Origin of the sequence: Nocardiopsis flavescens (assembly GCF_900141985.1) — a bacterium.
Classification (GTDB): Bacteria; Actinomycetota; Actinomycetes; order Streptosporangiales; family Streptosporangiaceae; genus Nocardiopsis; species Nocardiopsis flavescens.
The window spans coordinates 59,449-78,843 of sequence record NZ_FQZK01000023.1 but is presented as its reverse complement, the minus strand read 5'-3'; the positions used below and the strand labels follow the sequence as shown (position 1 = coordinate 78,843).

General features: G+C 73.7%; 17 protein-coding genes. 11 read left to right on the top strand and 6 right to left on the bottom strand.

What is annotated here, in order from left to right; all coding sequences use genetic code 11:
* The first annotated feature begins 107 nt into the window (after positions 1-107).
* Positions 108-821 carry a FadR/GntR family transcriptional regulator gene (locus BUE45_RS26075; RefSeq protein WP_073383004.1) on the top strand — a complete coding sequence of 238 codons (714 nt, stop codon included), beginning with the start codon at positions 108-110 and terminating at the stop codon, positions 819-821.
* 15 nt (positions 822-836) lie between these two features.
* On the opposite strand, the gene BUE45_RS26070 is transcribed toward BUE45_RS26075, so the two are convergent.
* Positions 837-1,085 (bottom strand): hypothetical protein, encoded by a 249-nt coding sequence (locus BUE45_RS26070; protein WP_245833481.1) that lies wholly within the window; start codon positions 1,083-1,085, stop codon positions 837-839.
* Between the two features lie 261 nt (positions 1,086-1,346).
* On the opposite strand from BUE45_RS26070, the gene BUE45_RS26065 reads away from it, so the two are divergent.
* The 8 genes from BUE45_RS26065 (at position 1,347) to BUE45_RS26030 (ending at position 13,269) form a co-directional block, all read left to right on the top strand.
* Positions 1,347-2,189 carry an ion transporter gene (locus tag BUE45_RS26065; protein ID WP_073383001.1) on the top strand — a complete coding sequence of 281 codons (843 nt, stop codon included), beginning with the start codon at positions 1,347-1,349 and terminating at the stop codon, positions 2,187-2,189.
* A 187-nt stretch (positions 2,190-2,376) separates the two neighbouring features.
* Complete coding sequence (gene pgi, locus BUE45_RS26060; RefSeq protein WP_073382998.1) at positions 2,377-4,065, top strand: glucose-6-phosphate isomerase; 1,689 nt, start codon at positions 2,377-2,379, stop codon at positions 4,063-4,065.
* 293 nt (positions 4,066-4,358) lie between these two features.
* Positions 4,359-5,384 (top strand): ABC transporter permease, encoded by a 1,026-nt coding sequence (locus BUE45_RS26055; RefSeq protein ID WP_073382996.1) that lies wholly within the window; start codon positions 4,359-4,361, stop codon positions 5,382-5,384.
* A 97-nt stretch (positions 5,385-5,481) separates the two neighbouring features.
* Positions 5,482-7,281, top strand: coding sequence for an ABC transporter substrate-binding protein (locus BUE45_RS26050; RefSeq protein WP_073382993.1), 1,800 nt, complete (start codon positions 5,482-5,484; stop codon positions 7,279-7,281).
* Positions 7,282-7,908: 627 nt separating this feature from the next.
* The gene (locus BUE45_RS26045) at positions 7,909-9,192 is read left to right on the top strand and encodes a PP2C family protein-serine/threonine phosphatase (protein ID WP_073382992.1); all 1,284 of its coding nucleotides are present in this window, start codon (positions 7,909-7,911) and stop codon (positions 9,190-9,192) included.
* 20 nt (positions 9,193-9,212) lie between these two features.
* Positions 9,213-10,232 (top strand): cobalamin B12-binding domain-containing protein, encoded by a 1,020-nt coding sequence (locus tag BUE45_RS26040; protein WP_073383053.1) that lies wholly within the window; start codon positions 9,213-9,215, stop codon positions 10,230-10,232.
* 152 nt (positions 10,233-10,384) lie between these two features.
* Complete coding sequence (locus BUE45_RS26035; protein ID WP_073382988.1) at positions 10,385-11,395, top strand: ABC transporter permease; 1,011 nt, start codon at positions 10,385-10,387, stop codon at positions 11,393-11,395.
* Between the two features lie 53 nt (positions 11,396-11,448).
* On the top strand, positions 11,449-13,269 hold the full coding sequence (locus BUE45_RS26030) for an ABC transporter ATP-binding protein (protein ID WP_073382985.1): 1,821 nt from the start codon (positions 11,449-11,451) through the stop codon (positions 13,267-13,269).
* Positions 13,270-13,311: 42 nt separating this feature from the next.
* Here BUE45_RS26030 and BUE45_RS26025 read toward each other — a convergent pair whose 3' ends face one another.
* Together BUE45_RS26025 and BUE45_RS26020 are read right to left on the bottom strand one after the other, a co-directional pair.
* Positions 13,312-14,094, bottom strand: a complete 783-nt coding sequence (locus BUE45_RS26025) for a sporulation protein (protein WP_073382982.1) — start codon at positions 14,092-14,094, stop codon at positions 13,312-13,314.
* A gap of 113 nt (positions 14,095-14,207) precedes the next feature.
* On the bottom strand, positions 14,208-14,819 hold the full coding sequence (locus BUE45_RS26020; protein ID WP_073382979.1) for a TetR/AcrR family transcriptional regulator: 612 nt from the start codon (positions 14,817-14,819) through the stop codon (positions 14,208-14,210).
* Between the two features lie 144 nt (positions 14,820-14,963).
* Between BUE45_RS26020 and BUE45_RS26015 the strand changes: the two genes are divergently transcribed.
* Both BUE45_RS26015 and BUE45_RS26010 read left to right on the top strand, forming a co-directional pair.
* Positions 14,964-15,356, top strand: a complete 393-nt coding sequence (locus tag BUE45_RS26015) for a hypothetical protein (RefSeq protein WP_073382976.1) — start codon at positions 14,964-14,966, stop codon at positions 15,354-15,356.
* A gap of 117 nt (positions 15,357-15,473) precedes the next feature.
* Positions 15,474-15,851, top strand: coding sequence for a GntR family transcriptional regulator (locus tag BUE45_RS26010; protein WP_073382972.1), 378 nt, complete (start codon positions 15,474-15,476; stop codon positions 15,849-15,851).
* A 45-nt stretch (positions 15,852-15,896) separates the two neighbouring features.
* Here BUE45_RS26010 and BUE45_RS26005 read toward each other — a convergent pair whose 3' ends face one another.
* The 3 genes from BUE45_RS26005 to BUE45_RS25995 all read right to left on the bottom strand — a co-directional run bounded on the left by BUE45_RS26005 (position 15,897) and on the right by BUE45_RS25995 (position 19,390).
* Entirely contained in the window at positions 15,897-16,250 is a 354-nt protein-coding gene (locus BUE45_RS26005) for a hypothetical protein (RefSeq protein WP_073382969.1), read from the bottom strand.
* A gap of 148 nt (positions 16,251-16,398) precedes the next feature.
* The gene (locus tag BUE45_RS26000) at positions 16,399-17,790 is read right to left on the bottom strand and encodes an RNA polymerase sigma factor (protein WP_073382965.1); all 1,392 of its coding nucleotides are present in this window, start codon (positions 17,788-17,790) and stop codon (positions 16,399-16,401) included.
* Between the two features lie 418 nt (positions 17,791-18,208).
* Positions 18,209-19,390, bottom strand: a complete 1,182-nt coding sequence (locus BUE45_RS25995) for an AMP-binding protein (RefSeq protein WP_073383051.1) — start codon at positions 19,388-19,390, stop codon at positions 18,209-18,211.
* Positions 19,391-19,395 lie beyond the last annotated feature (5 nt).

Sequence of the window (19,395 nt, the reverse complement as noted above, 5' to 3'; positions counted from 1 at the left end):
GTGTTCTCACACGTCCTCGGCACGATTGGTATGATCACTTGCCCGAGGGGTGGCGAGTAGTCCTGTTTCCCCCGCGAGAAGGCTTCGAAGAGTACGGGGGTGGGGGCGTGGACGACCGGACCTCGGTCCCCCAGCGGGCCGCCGACCGCATCAAGGAGATGATCTCCTCGGGCGAGGTCGGCCCCGGCCACCGCCTGCCCACCGAACGCGACCTGGCGGTCCGCCTGGGCGTCTCCCGCGGCTCCATGCGCGAGGCCATCCGCTCGCTGACCGCCCTGGGCGTCCTGGAGGCCCGCCACGGGGCCGGCGTCTACGTCACCGCCCTGCGCCCCTCGGACCTGCTGGAGACCTTCTCGGTGCTGGCCGAGGTCTCCCGCGGCGACACCCTGCTGGAGGTCCTCCAGGTCCGCAGGATGATCGAGCCCGCCGCCACCGCGCTGGCCGCGGCCCGGGCCACCGACGCCGAGCTCCGGCGCATCGGCACGCTGCTGGACCGCATCGACGGCGGGCCCGCCACCGAGGACGAGACCGTCAGCGCCGACCTCGGCTTCCACCAGGCCATCGTCGCCAGCACCGGCAACGCCACCCTGGCCGCCGTCAACGAGGGCCTGTCCTCGCGCACCTTCAACGCGCGGGTCTGGGCCGGGCACCGCGAGGCCGGGTTCACCGGCGAGCTGCGCGAGGACCACCGGCTCATTCACGAGGCGCTGCTGGCCCGCGACCCCGAGGCGGCCCGCGCCGCGGCCGCGGTCCACGTCATGAGGGTGGAGCGCTGGCTCGCCGCCGAGCTCGACGGCCGCGGCGGGGGCCCGGGTGCCTGACCGCCCGGCCCGCCCTCACAGGCCGCGTTCGCGCAGCCGCTCGGCGAACGCCTCGGCCCGCAGCAGCCGGGCCAGCTCCTCGCGCCGGGGCGCGGGGGGCCGCTCCTCCCCGGGCTCGGGCGCCTGCTCGGGCACCTCGCGGCGCAGTTCGTCGCCGATCCCCAGGGAGCCGCGGTCCTCGACCTCCTCGATCCGCAGCCCGTAGGGGTGATCCAGCAGGTACCCGGCCACCGCGCTGTCCTGGCCCGCCGCCCCCACGTCCATGTCGGCGTCCACCTCGTCGATGTCCCGCCAGCGCTCCCGGCGCCCGGCGCCGGGTCCCTCGTCCGCTCCGGCCACGGGGGCCTCCTCACCCTCGGTCATCCCCTCCCTTTCGATCATGCCTGGTCGGAGCGGTGTATTCCAGTGTCCGAGTGGACAGAGCAGGACAAGAGGGGGAAACGGTGTCCGTTACGGACGGTAGGATTCTGCGACCCGGATCCCCGGTACAGCCCCCCTTCCCCCAGGAACGGAGCCCTCCCTCCCGTGACACTGCGCCAACGGGTCCGCACGATCGTCGACGCCCCCTGGTTCCAGGCCGCCGTCGTCACCCTCATCCTCGTCAACGGCGTCATCCTCGGCGTGGAGACCTCGCCGCGGATCATGGAGGCCCACGGGACGCTCCTGCACGGCATCGACCTGTGCATCCTGGCGCTGTTCGTGGTCGAGCTGCTGCTCCGGATCTACGCGCACCGGGCGCAGTTCTTCCGCGACCCGTGGGGGTGGTTCGACGTGGTGATCGTGGGCATCGCCCTGCTGCCCGCCTCCGGCCCGTTCGCGGTCCTGCGCGTCCTGAGGGTGCTGCGGGTCCTGCGCCTGCTCTCGGTCATCCCGAGCCTGCGCCACGTCGTCTCCGGCCTGTTCCGGGCGCTGCCGGGCATGCTGTCGATCCTGCTCCTGGTGGTCCTGCTGCTGTACGTGTCGGCGGTGATGGCCACCCGGCTGTTCGCCGAGGTCTCGCCCCAGTACTTCGCGGACCTGCCCACGTCGCTGTTCACCCTGTTCCAGATCGCCACCGCCGACGGGTGGGGCACCATCGCCAAGGACGTCATGGAGCACATGCCGATGGCGTGGGTCTTCTTCGTGGTCTTCGTGCTGGTGTCGACCCTGGTCGCCCTGAACCTCTTCATCGCCGTCGCGGTGGAGGCCCTGGAGAAGGACGACGACGACAGCCCCGGCGGCGGCGGCGAGGGCCGTGTCGGCAGCGGGGAGTCCGGTCCCGACGGGGAGGGGCCCGACGGCCAGCGCCTCATCCTCGCCGAGCTGCGCGCCCTGCGCGCGGAGGTGGCGCAGCTGCGCCGCGAACGCGAGGGGGCCGGCCGGGGCTGAGCCCCGGCTGCGGCGGTCCGCGCCCGGAACAAGTCCGCGCGGAACGAGGTTGTGGAAAACGCCTCGTCCGCCCGCGGACGTGGCAGGGTGGTTGCCACAACCGCAGCGCGGAACGCGCCGGCGCGGTCCCGAGCACCCGCGCCGCCCGCTCCGCACCCGGACCGTACGCACGACGAGGAGCGACCGGATGTCTGCCACACCCCTGCCTCGCACAGAGGGCACCGGAGATCAGGCCGAAGAGGCCCTGTCCCTGGACCGCCGGGACGAGTGGGCGGCCCTGGGAGCGCACCGCGAACGGCTGGGCGGCACGCGCCTGCGCGACCTCTTCGACGCCGACCCCGCCCGGGCCGACCGCCTCACCCTGGACGTCGGCGGCCTCCACGCCGACTACTCCAAGAACCTGGTCACCGACGAGACCCTGCGCCTGCTGGCGGAGCTGGCCGGGGCCACCCGGGTCGCCGCCCTGCGCGACGCCATGCTGCGCGGCGACCACATCAACGTGACCGAGGACCGGGCCGTGCTGCACACCGCCCTGCGCGCCCCGCGCTCGGCCGTCATCGAGGCGGACGGCCGCGACGTGGTCCCCGAGGTGCACGCGGTCCTGGACCGGATGGCGGAGTTCGCCGACCGGGTGCGGTCCCGGCGCTGGCTCGGCCACACCGGGCTCCCGGTGCGCCGGGTCGTCAACATCGGCATCGGCGGCTCCGACCTGGGCCCGGCCATGGCCTACGAGGCGCTGCGGCCCTACAGCGACCGGGACCTGGAGTTCCGGTTCGTGTCCAACGTCGACGGCGCCGACCTCCACGAGTCGCTGCGGGACGCCGACCCCGCCACCACGCTGTTCGTGGTCTCCTCCAAGACCTTCACCACGGTCGAGACCATCACCAACGCCACCGCGGCCCGGCGCTGGCTGGTGGAGGGCCTGGGCACGGAGGAGGCCGTCTCCCGGCACTTCGCGGCGGTCTCCACCAACACCGAGGCGGTCGAGCGGTTCGGGATCGACACCGACCACATGTTCGGCTTCTGGGACTGGGTGGGCGGCCGCTACTCCTACGACTCGGCCATCGGCCTGTCGCTGATGGTCGCGATCGGCCCGGAGCGGTTCCGGGAGATGCTCGCCGGGTTCCACCTGATGGACACCCACTTCGCCACCGCCCCGGTCGAGCGGAACCTGCCGTTCCTGCTGGGCCTGCTGGGCATCTGGTACGGCGGGTTCTGGGACGCCCAGAGCCACGCGGTGCTGCCCTACAGCCACCACATGTCCCGCTTCTCCGCCTACCTCCAGCAGCTGGACATGGAGTCCAACGGCAAGTCGGTACAGCGCGACGGGCGGCCGGTCGGCTGGGCGACCGGGCCCGTCGTGTGGGGCACCCCGGGCACCAACGGCCAGCACGCGTACTTCCAGCTGCTGCACCAGGGCACCCGGTTCGTACCCGCCGACCTCCTCGGCTTCGCCGAGCCGGCCCCCGACCTGCCCGAGGCGCTGGTGCCCCAGCACGACCTGCTGATGGCCAACATGTTCGCCCAGGGGCAGGCGCTGGCCTTCGGCAGGACGGCGGCGGAGGTGGCCGGGGAGGGCGTCCCGGCCGGGCTGGTCCCGCACCGCACCTTCCCCGGGGACAGGCCCACCACCACCATCCTGGCCGAGCGGCTGAGCCCCTCGGTGCTGGGGCAGCTGGTGGCGCTGTACGAGCACAAGGTGTTCGTCCAGGGGGCGGTCTGGAACATCAACTCCTTCGACCAGTGGGGGGTGCAGCTGGGCAAGGTGCTGGCCGAGCGGGTCGAGCCGGCCCTGACCTCGGGCAAGGAGGTGGAGGGGCTGGACGCCTCCACAGCCGGGCTGGTGGCCCGGTACCGCACCCTGCGCGGGCGCTGACCGGACCCCGGGTCCCCGCCCGGCACGGGGGCGGGGACCCGGCGACCGCCCCGGGCCGCCGACCGCCGGTCCACGGGCCCCGATACGGGCGGGGCCCGGTCCGCGGCGCCGTTCCGGGCGGCCCGGCGGAGCACCGCTCCGGGCCCGTCCGCCCGTGGCGCGACGCCCCGTCGGCGCCTTCCCGGGCGGCGGGTGCGGCTCCGGCGCGGATGTTGGAAATCGGCACGCCACTCGTGCAAGCTCTACGTAGTCGATCTACTACGTAAAGCGATCCGCGGGAGGCAGGGCCCCACATGACCGCGCCGATGGACGCGCCCGAGTCGTCCCAGCACGCCGACCCCGAGGCGGTGGTCGCCGGGGCGAAGAACGCCGCCGGCCGTTCGCTGCGCCAGATCGCCTGGCAGCGGTTCCGCAAGGACAAGGTCGGCATGGCCGGCGGGATCGTCGTCGTCCTGCTCATCCTCGTCGCGCTCTTCGCCCCCCTGCTGGCCGCCTGGTTCGGCTACCCGCCGAACCAGTTCAACCAGCAGCTCGTCGACCCCCTCACCGGCGGCGTCCTGCGCGACCCGGACGACCCGGCCCTGGGTCTGGACCCCTGGGGCGGGATCGGCCCCGACCACCTCCTGGGCGTCGAACCCGTCAACGGCCGCGACCTGTTCAGCCGCATCGTCTACGGCGCCCGCACATCGCTGCTGGTCGCCACGGTCGCCACCGTCGTGTGCGTCGTCATCGGCACCGTCCTGGGCGTCGTCGCCGGGTACTTCGGCGGCTGGGTCGACACCGTCATCAGCCGGGCCATGGACATCTTCCTGGCCTTCCCGCTGCTGCTCTTCGCGATCGCCCTGGTCGGCGTCATCCCCGACGGCGCCTTCGGCCTCACCGGCAACGGGCTGCGCATCGGCGTGCTGGTCTTCATCATCGGGTTCTTCAACTGGCCCTACATCGGCCGCATCGTGCGCGGGCAGACCCTCACCCTCAAGGAGCGCGAGTTCGTCGAGGCCGCCCGCAGCCTGGGAGCGGGCAGCGCGCACATCGTCTTCAGGGAGATCCTGCCCAACCTCGTCACCCCCGTGCTCGTCTACTCCACCCTGCTCATCCCCACCAACATCCTGTTCGAGGCGGCCCTGAGCTTCCTCGGCGTCGGTATCAACCCGCCCACGGCCACCTGGGGCGGCATGCTGGAGAACGCGCTGCGCTTCTACACCACCTCGCCGCACTTCGTGCTCATCCCGGGTCTGGCCATCTTCGTCACCGTGCTCGCGTTCAACCTGTTCGGCGACGGCCTGCGCGACGCCTTCGACCCGCGCTCCTCCGACTGACCTCCTCCGCAGACCGCCGCCGCCCGCCCGCCGGCGGGCGGTCCGGCCCCGGGCCGCGCGCCGCGCGGCCCCGCAGCAACCCGATCCTGGAGGCAAGGTGAACACCCACCACGGCACACCCCCGGCGGCCCGGGGACGCCGGTACGCGGCCCCCGCGGCCGTCGGCACGGCACTCGTCCTGATGCTGACCGCCTGTGCGGGAGGTGGCGGAGGCGGCGGCGGGGGAGGGGAGGTCGACGCCGAGTTCAACCAGGGCGAGACGGAGATGGTCAACCCGTCCGACCAGGCCGGCGGCACCCTCCGGTACGCCATCTCCTCGGACTTCGACTCCCCGGACCCCGGCAACACCTACTACGCGTTCAGCTGGAACTTCAGCCGCTACTACGCGCGCACCCTGCTCACCTACACCGAGGCCCCGGGGGAGGAGGGCACGCAGCTCCAGCCCGACCTGGCCGAGGACATGCCCGAGGCCAACGAGGACTCCACCGAGTGGACCGTCCGCCTCAAGCAGGGGCTCAAGTACGAGGACGGGTCGGACATCACCGCCCAGGACGTCAAGTACGCGATCGCCCGCAGCAACTTCGGCGACCAGGCCCTGCCCAACGGCCCCAAGTACTTCCAGCAGCTCCTGGCGGACAGCGACGACTACGAGGGCCCCTACGCCACCGACGGGGACCCGCTGGAGGGCTTCGAGGGCATCGAGACGCCGGACGACCACACCCTGGTCTTCCACCTCGACGAGAGCTTCTCGGAGTTCCCGTACATCCTCATCCAGCCGCAGACCGCTCCGGTGCCGCCCGACGCCGACCGGGGCGAGCAGTACCAGAGCCGCGTGGTCTCCTCCGGGCCGTACAAGTTCGACGGGGAGTACCGGCCGGGGGTGTCCCTGAACCTGGTCCGCAACGACCAGTGGGACGCCGCCACCGACCCCACCCGCCAGGCGCTGCCCGACCGCGTCGAGGTACAGCTGGGCGTCGACCAGAACGAGATCGACCAGCGGCTGGTCAACGGCGAGCTCGACGTGGACATGGCCGGCGTCGGCGTGGGGCCGGCGATGCGGGGCAGCCTCATCACCGACGACGCCAGGCGCGCCAGCGTCGACAACCCGCAGACCAACACCCTGCGCTACGTCAACATCAACACCGTGGTCGAGCCGCTGGACGACCTCGCCTGCCGCGAGGCGGTCATGTTCGCCGCCGACCGCGACGCGCTGCACCGTGCCTGGGGCGGCGACACCGGCGGCGACATCGCCACCCAGATCATGCCCTCGGCGCTGCCCGGAGCCGACCCGGAACTGGACCTGTACCCGTCCGAGGACGGCAAGGGAGACCTGGACAGGGCCCGCGAGAAGCTGGAGGAGTGCGGGCAGCCGGACGGCTTCTCCACCTCCATCGGTGCCCGCGCCGACCGGCCCTCGGACGTGAGCACGGCCGAGGCCGTCCAGCAGGCCCTGTCCCGGGTGGGCATCGAGGTCGAGATCAAGCAGTACCCGTCCGACACCTACACCAACACCCAGGCCGGCTCGCCGGACTTCGTCCACGACAACGACCTGGGGCTGACCGTGTACGGCTGGGCCCCGGACTGGGCCAGCGGCTACGGGTTCATGAGCAAGATCCTGGACGGCGACGCCATCCAGGACGCGGGCAACTCGAACATCTCCGAGTTCGACGACGACCAGGTCAACGGCTGGTTCGACGAGGTCGCCACGATCGACGACCCCGACGAGCGGGCCTCGATCTACACGCGGATCGATGAGCGGTCCATGCAGGAGGCGGTCATCCTGCCCGCCGTGTTCGAGCGCACCGTCATGTACCGGCCGCCGAACCTGACCAACGTGTACTACCACGCGGGCTACTCCATGTACGACTACATGTCGCTCGGTACCACCAACGAGTGACGCGGCCCGCGGGGCGGTGACCGGCGGCGACGCCGGTCACCGCCCCCGCTTTCGCCCGGGCTCGGGAGGCCCCCGCAGACGTGCCCCGGGGACCGCCCCGGGAGCCCGGCGTCTCCCCGCCCGGCCCCGCCGCGCGTGCCGCCGTACCTTTTCCGGCGTCCTCTCCGCTGTCGTCGGCGCCTCCTCGCGCGGCGCGACTTTCTTCGCCCTCTCCCCGCGGGCGCGGGTGCCCGGCGTCGGCGGGATCGGCCCTTCGCCGCCCGGGCGGTCCCCCCGGTGGACGGGGAGCCCGCGCGCAGTCGCCGTCCGGCGCCGCACGCCACGATGACCTGCAAGAACGCAGCCGTGCGCACGGCGCGCCGCTCCAGTGGGTGCGATCCGTGCGCGGGTGCCCGCGGGCCCCTGCGCGGCCGGGACCGGCCCGGTACCGTTCCGGTCACCATCGGCCCCCGTCCCCGCGGCGCCGGTCCCGCGGCCGGCGGGGTGACGTAACCTCTGGGGAGCGCGCGAGGGGTGTGACATGCGCCCTTCACGCATGGCATGCACGCCGTCCAAGGGGAGTAGGTATTGCCGCCGCCCGGAATCGATGAGTCCGCGCCCTCGGCCGAGGGGGGCGGACCCGCGTTCTTGCGCCCGGTCGAGCCCGTCCGGCGCCAGGAGCGCTCGGGGCCGGCCCTGCTGCGCCGGGCCGCTCGCGGACTGGCGGGGGTGCTGCACCCCGAGCGCCTCATCGAGCAGGCCGTCCGGCTGCCGCTGGATTCCGGCGTGGACGCCTGCGTGCTGTTCTCCGGGGAACCGGGGGCGGCCCTGCGGTGGACCGCCGGCGTGGCCGGGCACGACGGCGGCCGGACGGTGGCGCACGGGCGCTGGAGCCCGGAGACCGCCGCGGCCGCCCCGTGGCTGGGCGAGGGCGTGGGCACCCTGCCCGAGGCGGTGGAGCCCGCCCCGGGCGACCCCGCAGAGGAGCTGCTGCGCGAGGTCACCGGCCACCGGGTCGCCGGCCAGGTCCGGGTCGTGCCGCTGCCCGGACCGTCCGGGGCCTTCGGCGCCCTGCTCTGGTACCGGCGCGGCGGCCGGTTCGGCCCCGCGGAGGCGGAGCTGCTCGCCGAGTACGCCGAACGCGTCGGCTCGGCCCTGGGCTCGGCCCACCTGTACCAGTACCAGGCGCGCACCGCCGCCACCCTCAAGGCCGCCCTGGTCCCCGATCCGCTCCCCGAGGTGGACCGGGTCGTGCTGGGCGCCTCCTTCCGGTCGGCGTTCGAGGCCGAACGGATCGGCGGCGACTTCTACGAGGTGCAGGACGCCGGCGAGCTGGTCCACTTCTCCTTCGGCGACGTGTGCGGCAAGGGCAACGACGCCGCCGTGCTCACCGGGCTCATCCGCCAGTCCCTCCAGGCGCTGCGCCTGGTGGAGGACTCCCCGCTGCGCCTGATGGAACTGCTCAACGTCCTGCTGCTGCGCACCGACCCGGAGAAGTTCAGCACGATGGTCCTGGGCACCGCCCGGCCGCTGCCCGGGGGCGGGCTGCGGGTGCGGGCGGCCGGCGGCGGGCACCCGCCGCCCCTGGTCGTCGGCACCGGCGGCGAGGTGCGGGAGTTCCCCCTGGGCGGGATCTTCGTCGGTGCCATCGACGACGCCGTCTTCCGCGAGGCGGAGGTCGACCTGGCCCCGGGGGAGGCGGTCGTCGTCTACAGCGACGGCGTCACCGAGGCCCGCAACCCGCTGCTGGGCGGTGAGATGCTCGGCGAGGACCGGCTCGTCCGCCTCCTGGGCGAGTGCGGCGGCCTGCCCGCCGCGGCCACCGCCGAACGGGTCGCCCAGGCGGTGGGCGACTGGCTGGGCGGTGCCGAGCACGACGACATCACGGTGCTGGTGCTCCAGGCCCGGGCCGCGCCGGCCGGCGCCCGGTGACCGGGGCCACGGCCGCGCCGGTGTCCCGGCTCGACCGGACCCGGTCCGCGTTCTTCGAGGCGGTCGCGGCGACGGACGAGACCACCGCGCTGGACGTGGTCCGGTGCGAGCTGTCGGCCGGCGGTGACCCCGAGGAACTCCTCCTGGAGGTCGTGGCCTGGTCACAGCGCCGGGTGGGCCTGCTCTGGCAGACCGACGAGTGGAGTGTGGCCCGCGAGCACGCGGCCACCTACATCGGCGAGCGCGCCACGGCGCTGATCACCGAGTACGCGTCCGGTAGGGCCCCCACCCGCGGGTCCGTGGTGGTCACCTGCGCCGACGGCGAGTGGCACAGCCTGCCCGCCCGCCTCATGGGCGAGGTGCTGCGGCTGCGCGGCTGGCGGGTGGGGTTCCTGGGCGCGAGCGTGCCGGCCCGGCACCTGGCCCTGCACCTGCAGGAGCACTCGCCCGACATCGTGGCCCTGAGCTGCTCCCTGCCCTCCCGGCTGGTCGCCGCGCACGGCACCATCGAGGCCGCGCGGCGCACCGGAGTGCCGGTGATCGCGGGCGGCGCGGGGTTCGGCCCCGACGCCGCCCTGGCCCTGCGCCTGGGGGCCTCGCTGTGGGCCCCGACCGCCTCCGGAGCCGCGGACCTGCTGGCCCAGGGCCCGCCCTTCCCCGTGCCCGCCGGCCCCGCCGCACTGCCTGCCGGCGCCGAGTACGCGCCCACGCTGCGCCGCCGCGAGGGGCTCATGGCCGCCTGCCTGAGCAGTGCCGAGGCGTCCTACGAGAGGCGTGGCGGGAGTCTGCGGGGCGCGGCCCGCGACCGCACGGTCGAAGACCTCGGCCACATCCTGGACTTCCTGCTCACCGCCCTGTACGTGGGCGACGCGGGGGTCTTCACCCGCTTCCTGGGCTGGACCCGCGGCGTGCTGGAAGCGCGCGGGGTCCCCGGCTCCGGCGTCCTGGAGGTGCTGGACACCCTGGAGGGCGAGCTGTTCGACCACCCCGAGGCCGCGGCCCTCGTCGTCCGGGGCCGGGCCGCCTACCGGGACGCCTGACCGGGGGCACCGCGGAGCCGCCGCCGTACACGCCGCGCGGACAAGCGTGAGCATAAGAACACGCTGCGTTATCTTTGTCGTCTCAGGCCGAAACTTCGCGCCCCTGCCGAATCCCCTGCCAGGGCGGGTCCGACGACAGAAAGACACGCGCCTTGCCGACCTACATCCTGCGCCGCCTGGGCGCCGGGCTGCTGCTCCTGGCCGTGGTCACCATGGTCACCTTCGCGATCTTCTACGTGGTGCCCAAGTGGGCGGGGCGGACCACCGAGCAGCTGGCGACCATGTACGTGGGACGGGCTCCCACCCCCGAGGCGATCCAGGCGACCATCGACCGGCTCGGACTGGACAAGCCCGTCATCGTCCAGTTCGGCGAGTTCGTGCGCGGGATCTTCTTCGGCGCCCAGTACCGGTTCGGCCGGGACACCATCGACTGCGCGGCACCCTGCTTCGGCTACTCCTTCCAGACCTACCAGGAGGTCTTCCCCGAGATCGTGTCCCGGCTGCCGGTCACGTTCTCGCTGGCCCTGGGGGCGGGGATCATCTGGCTGGTCGGCGGGATCGCGGTCGGCGTGGTGTCGGCGGTGTGGAAGGGCAGCGTCTTCGACCGGGTCGCCATGGCGATCGCCCTGGCCGGGGTCTCCCTGCCGATCTTCTTCACCGGCCTGCTGGTGCTCGCCTTCCCGGTGCACGCCTGGGGCTGGTTCCTGACCCCGGGCTACGTGCCCCTGACCCGGGACCCGGCGGGCTGGGCCGCGGGCCTGTTCCTGCCCTGGATCACCCTGGCGTTCCTGCACGCCGCCATGTACGCGCGCCAGACCCGCGCGGGCATGCTGGAGGTCCTGGGCGAGGACTACATCCGCACCGCCCGGGCCAAGGGGCTGAGCGAGCGCAAGGTGGTGCTCAAGCACGCCCTGCGCCCCACCCTGACCCCTATCGTGACGATCTTCGGCCTGGACCTGGGACTGGTCCTGGGCGGGGCGGTCCTGACCGAGCAGGTGTTCTCCCTCAACGGGATCGGCCGCTACGCGGTCAACGCCATCACCCAGAGCGACCTGCCGGTGATCCTGGGCGTCACGCTGTTCGGCGCGTTCTTCATCGTCCTGTGCAACCTGGTCGTCGACCTGCTGTACCCGCTCATCGACCCGCGGGTGCGCGTCCGCTAGCGGGCCGCGCCCCCAGACCACGACTCCGGACCCAGAGAGCTGAGGCGTCCCCCATGAGTGAATCCGCACCCAAGCCCGTCGTCCGGGTGGACGACCTGCGGGTGACGTTCCCGACCATGGACGGCGACGTCCGGGCGGTGGACGGGCTGTCCTTCGAGGTGCCCGCCGGGGGCGGGCTGGGGATCGTGGGCGAGTCGGGCTCGGGCAAGAGCGTGACCTCGCTGGCCCTGATGGGCCTGCACCGCGGCAGCCGGGCGCGGATCACCGGCGCCATCGAGGTGGCGGGCCGGGACGTGGTCTCGGCCACGGACCGGCAGCTGCGGGCGATGCGCGGCGACGACATCGCGATGGTCTTCCAGGACCCGATGCAGTCGCTGCACCCGCAGTACACCATCGGCGACCAGCTGGTCGAGGCGTTGCGCGTGCACCGGCCGCAGGCTTCCCGGGCGGAGGCGCTCGCGCGGGCGGTCGGGGCCCTGGACCGGGTCGGCATCCCGTCGCCGGCCCGGCGGGTCAACTCCTATCCGCACGAGTTCTCGGGCGGTATGCGCCAGCGCGTGGTGATCGCGATGGGGTTGATGTGCGATCCGAAGGTGTTGTTGGCGGACGAGCCGACGACGGCTTTGGACGTGACGGTGCAGGCGCGGATCCTGGACCTGCTGGACGAGTTGCGGCGTGATCTGGGGATGGCGCTGATTTTGGTCTCGCACGACCTGGCGGTGGTGGCGGGGTCGGTGGACGAGGTCGTGGTGATGCGGCACGGTGTGGCGGTGGAGCGGGGCGACGTGCGCACGGTGCTGTCGGCGCCCGGGCACCCGTACACGCAGGCGCTGCTGGCGGCGGTGCCGCGGGTGGAGGTCTCCCGCGCCCAGCGCCGCGCCCGGGACCGGTCCGAGCGGGCCGGGGGTGCGGACCGGGGCGGCCGGGAGGGCGGGTCCGGGTCCGGTGCGGTCGCGGGCGCGACCGCCGCGGGCCGCCCGGCGCCGGAGGGGGCCGCGGCGCCCGCCGCCGGGACGCCGGGTGAGCAGGGCCGGGAGGTCCTGCTCCGGGTCCGCGGGGTGGGCCGGCGCTTCAAGGTGCGCGGCGGCCCGTGGGGGCGCTCCACCGACTTCTGGGCCGTCAAGGACGTCGGCTTCGACCTGTACAAGGGCGAGACGCTGGGCATCGTGGGCGAGTCCGGGTCGGGCAAGAGCACGCTGTCGCGGATGGTCATGCGCCTGCTGGAGCCCACCGAGGGGACCATCGAGTTCGAGGGCCGGGACATCACGCGCATCGCCGAGCGCCGGATGCGCCCGCTGCGCCGCGACGTGCAGATGGTGTTCCAGAACCCGTACTCCTCGCTCAACCCGCGCGTGACCGTGGGCGACGCGATCGGCACCGCGCTGCGGGTGCAGGGCGAGCGCGACACAGGGTCCATCCGGACCCGCGTCCGGGAACTGCTGGAGCGGGTGGGGCTGGAGCCGGGCCACTACAACCGGTTCCCGCACGCGTTCTCGGGCGGGCAGCGCCAGCGGATCGCGATCGCGCGGGCGCTGATCCTCAAGCCCAAGCTGATCATCTGCGACGAGCCGGTCTCGGCGCTGGACGTGTCCACCCAGGACCAGGTGCTGCGGCTGCTGTCCGAGCTCCAGGACGACTTCGGGCTGACCTACATCTTCGTCGCCCACGACCTGGCGGTGGTGCGCCAGGTCAGCGACCGCGTCGCGGTCATGCGCAAGGGCGAGGTGGTGGAGCTGGGCGACAGCGACGCCATCTACGAGAACCCGCAGAGCGACTACACCCGCCGACTCCTCAACGCGGCCCCGGTGCTCGACCCCGACCAGGCGCGCCACCTGCGCGCCGAACGCGTCCGCGAGCGCGCCGAGGGGGCCTGAGCGGGGTTCCGGCCGGGGCGCCGCCCCGGCCGGAACCGCCGGTCAGAACAGGCCGCGGCGCCCGGCCAGGGCGGTGATCCACCGGTCCAGCTCCTGGCGCCAGTCCATCGCCGCCGCCTGGCCGTGGGCGACGTTGAAGCTCTTGAAGGTGTCGCGGCCCTCGGAGAACAGCCCCGGCTTCTTGTCGAGTTCCAGGATCACGTCCATGCCGTGCTCGTCGGCGACGAACGACAGCTCCAGTTCGTCGAGGCCCCGGTAGTGCCCCGGCGAGTAGTACTCGATCTCCTGGTAGAAGGGCAGCCGCTGGCGGGAGCGGGCGATGCGCCCGCGCTCCAGGTCGGCCTTCTTGAACCGGAAGCCCAGGGAGTCCAGGGCGTCGAGCACCGCCCGCTGACCGGGCAGCGGCTCGATCGCCACCGGGTCCAGGTCGCCGGGGTCGACGGCGTTGGCCACGGCCAGGCGCGTGTTGACCCCGACGTTCATCGAGGGCAGCCGCCGGCCGTTGCGGGCGGTGACCGGCGCCTCCCAGGGCACGGGGAGCTCGAAGGGCACCTCGAAGCGCTGACCGGGGACCAGGCGGGTGTGCCCGCCCAGCCGGACCCGGTGGAACTCCATGTTGCTCTTGACCTCGTTGTCGCCGACCTCGGTCTCCACGAGGGCCTGGAGCCCCACGGTGAGCTCCTCGACCTGCTGCTCGACGTCACCGCCCTCGATCAGCACGGTGCCGCGCACCGCGCCGCCGGGGAACGCGGCGGCCGTGTCGAGGCGGGTCTCGACCGAGGCCCCGCCGAAGCCGATGCCGGCGAGCAGACGCTTGAGAACCATGGGCCCTTCCTGCTTCCGCCCGGCGGTGCCGGTCCGGGCGGGGGTTCGGGGAGGGGAGAGAGCGGCACCCTCAGGGGTACAGACGCCCGGAACCGGCCGCCGGTTCCCCGCGCTCAGGCGGAGAGTCCCCGCAACAGCGCCCGCAGGCCGTGGTGGAACCGGTCGGCGGCCTCCCCGGCGTCGGGGGCGTCCTCGTCGCCGCGGTGGCGCACCTCGTGGACGACCGCGCCCAGGCAGTAGGAGTACAGGGCGTCGGCCGCGCGGTCCAGGCCGTCGGCGGGCACGCCGGCGTCGGTGAGGGCCCGGTGGACCAGGGCGCGGGCGGCGGTGTCCGCCGGGGTGGCGGGGGCGCGGTGCACCAGCAGGGAGAGCGCCCCGGAGTACTCCAGCAGCCGGCTCCGGTAGTCGTCGGCCCAGGAGGTCAGGCGCTCGTCCCAGGGGCGGGTGTCGGCCTCGTGGGCGTCGTCCCCCTCCCGGTCGGCGTCCGGCGCGGCCTCCTCCGGCACGGCCTCCCCGGTGGACCCGGGGGAGGTCACGTAGGCGGTGATCGCGTTGAAGAGCTGCTCCTTGCCCAGGGGGAAGTGGTGGTAGATGGCCATGGCCTCCACCTCCAGGGCGTCGCCCAGCCGCCGCATGGACAGCCCGCCCAGTCCGCGTCCGGCGATGATGTGGAGCGCCTCCAGGATGATGCGCTCCCGACTGAGCCCCGCGTAGTTCCTGCTCACTTGTGCCCTTTCTTTATTTGTGTCACCAAATCTGGCGGTTTTTGTGCGCGGAGGCCATCACCGACGCACGATCCGGGTCGCCCCATGATCCACGCCACTATTACAGTGCTCTGCAGACGGTGTACCAGGTGATCGGAGCGAGTCATGGGACTTGGCGGACGCGGCACGGCTCAGGCGCGGGAGAGCCTCGAAGCGGACCGGGAGCGGGCGGGGCTGCTGGACGGCCTGCTCGGGGACGTGGCGGTGGCCCAGGCGGCGCTGGAGGACGCCCGTGCGGCGGGGGCCTCCGTGGAGGAACTGCACGCGCGGGGGCTGGCGCTGGACGCCGTGCTCACCGACGCGATGCGGGCGGCCTACGCCCGCGAGCGCGTGCTCATCGGGGAGAAGGGCTACCGGGACCGCATCCACCGGCGCAAGCGCATGGCCCGGCCCGAGGTGCGCGAGGCCACGCTGACGGCCGAACAGCTGCTCACGGCCCGTGAGGACCACCGCATCCACGGCGTGCAGCGCGTGCCCCGGACGGTCGGCGCCGCCTGACGTCCGGGCGGCCCCGCGCCCCCCGCGGGCGCGGGGTCCGCCACGCACGGTAGTTTTGTGCTCGAACGGGTATGGGGCCCGGAGCACGAACGCCGACCGTGGGGAGCGCAGGAGGAGATGGCGGATTTCATCCGCGTCGACCCGACGTCGAAGGTACCGCCCTACGAACAGATCCGGACGACGGTGGCCATGGCGGCCGCCGCGGGGGAGCTCCCCGTCGGATACCGCCTGCCGACGGTGCGGGCGCTGGCCGGACGCCTGTCGGTGGCGGTCAACACCGTCGCCCGGGCGTACCGCGAACTGGAGCAGGCGGGGGTCGTCGAGACCCGCGGCCGCTCGGGAACCTTCATCGCCGCCGCGGGGGACGACCAGCGGGCGGAGGCGTTGGCCGCGGCCCGCGCCTACGCCGACGTGATCTCCCGGGTGGGACTGGACCACGACGAGGCCGTGGAGATCCTGCGCGCGGCGCTGGACTCCGCCCAGCCGTCCGGCTGAGCCCGCGCACCGGCCGGACCCCCTGCGGGCCCGGCCGGTGGTGGTTCAGCGGCGCAGGCCCACCACGGACACGATGTAGAAGAGGATCAGCCCCAGCCACACGGCGGCGATGGCGACGCCTCCGCCCACCATGGCCGCGGTGATCGCGGTGATCGGGATGCTCACCCCCAGGCACACCAGGGACATCACCATCCGCACCGTGTTGGAGGGCACGCCCACCTTGCCCTTGTTCTCCCTCTGCCGGTGGTCCAGGTGGCGCCGGACACTGGTGTCGATGGCGTCGTCGATGCGCTCGACCAGGGACGCGGCCAGGGCGTCGTCGTACTCGGGTCCGAGTTCGCGCCCGGCGCGCAGGGCGGCGGCGATGTCGGACTGCCGCTGGGAGGTGCTGTCGGTCATCCCCCCATGGTGGCACCGGCGGGGCCCGACCGGCGCCCCGCGGGACCGATCTCGGGGAACGTTCAGGGATGACCCCGACGCCGCGCGGCGGCCCGGCCCCGCGCACGGCGAAGGGCCGCCCCCCGCGCGGGAGCGGCCCCTCGTCCGGTCAGCTGGCGAAGTCGAGCAGCTGCTGGGCGCGGCTCGGGTGGCGCAGCTTGGAGAGCGACTGCTTCTCCAGCTGCCGGATGCGCTCCCGGGTCAGCCCCAGGTGCTTGCCGATCTCGTCCAGGGTGCGCGGCCGCCCGTCCATGAGGCCGAAGCGCAGCGACATGATGGTCGCCTCGCGCGGCTCCAGGTCGGACAGGGCGTTGCGCAGCTGGTCGGCCATGAGCTGGCGGTCGACCACCTCGGAGGCCTCCGAGGCGTCGACGTCCTCGATGAGGTCGCCGATGCGGGTCTCGCCGTCCTCGCCGATGGTGGAGTCCAGGCTGATGGGCTGGCGGGTGACCCGCAGCAGCTCCTCGATCTGGGCCGGGGTCTTGTCCAGCTCCAGCGCCAGCTCCTCCGGGGTCGGCTCGCGCCCCAGCGCCTGGTGCATGTCCCGCTCCAGGCGGCTGACCTTGCTCAGCAGCTCCAGCACGTGGACGGGCAGGCGGATGGTGCGCGCGGAGTCGGCGAAGCCGCGCTGGATGGCCTGGCGGATCCACCACATGGCGTAGGTGGAGAACTTGAAGCCCTTGGAGTAGTCGAACTTCTCCACCGCGCGGATCAGCCCGAGGTTGCCCTCCTGGACCACGTCCAGCAGCGACATGCCGCGGTCGCTGTACTTCTTGGCCACCGACACCACGAGGCGCAGGTTGGCCTCCAGCATGTGGGACTTGGCCTTGCGGCCGTCCTCGGCGATCCACTCCAGCTCTTCGCGCTCGACCCGCGCCATCTTCGCGGAGGGGTCGATCTCGCCGTGCAGGCCCAGCCGGTACTCCGCGTAGAGGCCGGCCTCGACCCGCTTGGCCAGGTCGACCTCCTGCTCGGCGGTGAGCAGCTGGCGGCGCCCGATGGCCTTGAGGTAGGTGTGGACGGAGTCGCCCATGGCGGGGGACTGGTCGTCCAGATCGGCCTCGCCGGTCTCCGGATCGACGGTGGCCTGGGTCTCCTCGGCCTTCTTGGTGCGCCGCGTGGTGCGGGTCTTCCTCCGGGGGGAGGGGCCCTTGCGGGGAGCCGCCTTGCCGGATGCGGCCTTGGGTGCCTCGTCGGAGTCGGGCACCGTCGCGATGAGAGTGTTTTCCAGCACGTCGTCCTCGGCGTCGGGTTCGGCCACCGGCGCGGAGTGGTCGCCCCCGTTGGCGAGCCTGACCCCGTTGTCGGTGAGTTCACGCAGGATGGCACGGCCGTCGCCGGAGGAGACTCCGGCCGCGGAGAAGGCGGTGCGCAGCTCGGTGAGGGACAGGTGCCCCTGGGCGCGCCCGCGGGTGAGCAGGTCGGTCAGTGCCGCGCGGTCGGCCGCGAGCGGAACGGCGCCGTCGGTGGGCGCCGAGCGGGTCCGGGCAGTGCTCGTCATCCGGACACCTCCCTCCCTTCCAAGACGTGTGGCACGTGGCGGAAGGCTCCCGCCGACTGGACGCGCCAATATGTCCAACGTGTCGGGGTGTCAAATGTTCCCCGTCTCGATTGGATATCTTTCGAAGTGGCATGGATCACCATGCGTTCGGTGGCCGGGGGCCGGAGGCAGCGGGTATAGAAGCCCGCCCGGATGACCGGGCGGGAGCGCGGCGCTCCGGGCGCGGGGGAGGGCGCAGGGGCGTGGGCGGGTGGACTCGTGGCTGTCGCCAACTGCGGACCTCCTGGGCAGAGGGGCCGTGGGACCCGGGCGAACGCGAGGCCCGGATACTCAGGTAGACGCGGGGCGGACCGGGGAAGTTCCCCGCCTACCGGACATCTCCGCCGACGGGGGCGGCGGGCGGGACCGGGCCGGGGGGTCATCCGCGGCGCAGCGCCACCAGGTCCGGCTTCCCGGACTCCAGCATCGGCAGCCGGTCCAGGACCTCCAGCTCGCGCGGTGCGGCGTAGGCGGGCAGCCGGTCGCGCACCACCGCCCGCAGGTGCTCCAGCGCGGGCGGCGCGCCCGGGTCCGCCGGCACCACCACCGCGCACACCCGCTCGCCCCACTCCGGGTCGGGGCGGCCCACCACCACCGACTCCGCCACGGCGGGGTCGGCCGCGATCAGGGCGTTGACCTGCCCGGGGACCACCTTGTGGCCCCCGGTGTTGATGACCTCGTCCATCCGGCCCAGGACCGCCAGCCGCTCCCCGTCCCAGCGCCCCAGGTCGTTGGTGCGCAGCACCCGGGACCCGTCGGCGGCGGTGTCCGGGCCGGGCACCGCCGCGGCGCCCGGCGCGGTCCGGTAGCGGGTGAGCAGGGTCGGCCCCGACAGCAGCACCCGCCCCGAGCCGTCCGGTCCGGGGGCGTCGATCCCCACCCCCACCCCGTCCAGGGGGACCCCGTCGTAGAGGCACCCGCCGCAGGTCTCGCTCATGCCGTAGGTGGTGACCACCCGGCCCCCGGCGGCGCGGGCCTCCGCCAGCAGCCCCGGGTCGGCCGCCGCCCCGCCCAGCAGGATCACGCCGAACACCGACAGGTCCGCCCCGGCGGCCACCAGCCGCCGCAGTTGGGTCGGCACCAGGGACACGTGCGGGTGCAGGCGCTCCGCGGCGGCGAGCACGCCCTCCACCGAGAACGGCGCGTGCGCCGCCTCGGTGCCCGTGGCCAGGGCGCGCAGCATCACCTGGAGCCCCGAGATGTGCCCGGCGGGCAGGACGCACAGCCAGGAGTCGCCGCGGCGGGCGCCGATCCGGGCCACCGACGCCCGCGCCGAGGCGCGCAGCGCCCCCGCCGACAGCTCCACGCCCTTGGGAGCCCCCGTCGACCCGGAGGTGGTGACCACCAGGGCCGTCCCGGGCGCGGCGGGCAGGCCGCCCTCCAGGGGGGACTCCCCCGCGGGCGTCAGCACCGAGGAGGGGCGCATCGCCGCGAGCAGCTCCCCGACACGGGCGTCCGGGGTCCCGGCGGGCACCGGCATCAGCGCGGGGCCGCCGCCCTCCAGGGCCGCGGCCAGCAGGTCGGACAGCCGGCCCGGCTCCAGGCCCACGGCGGCGCGCACGGCGG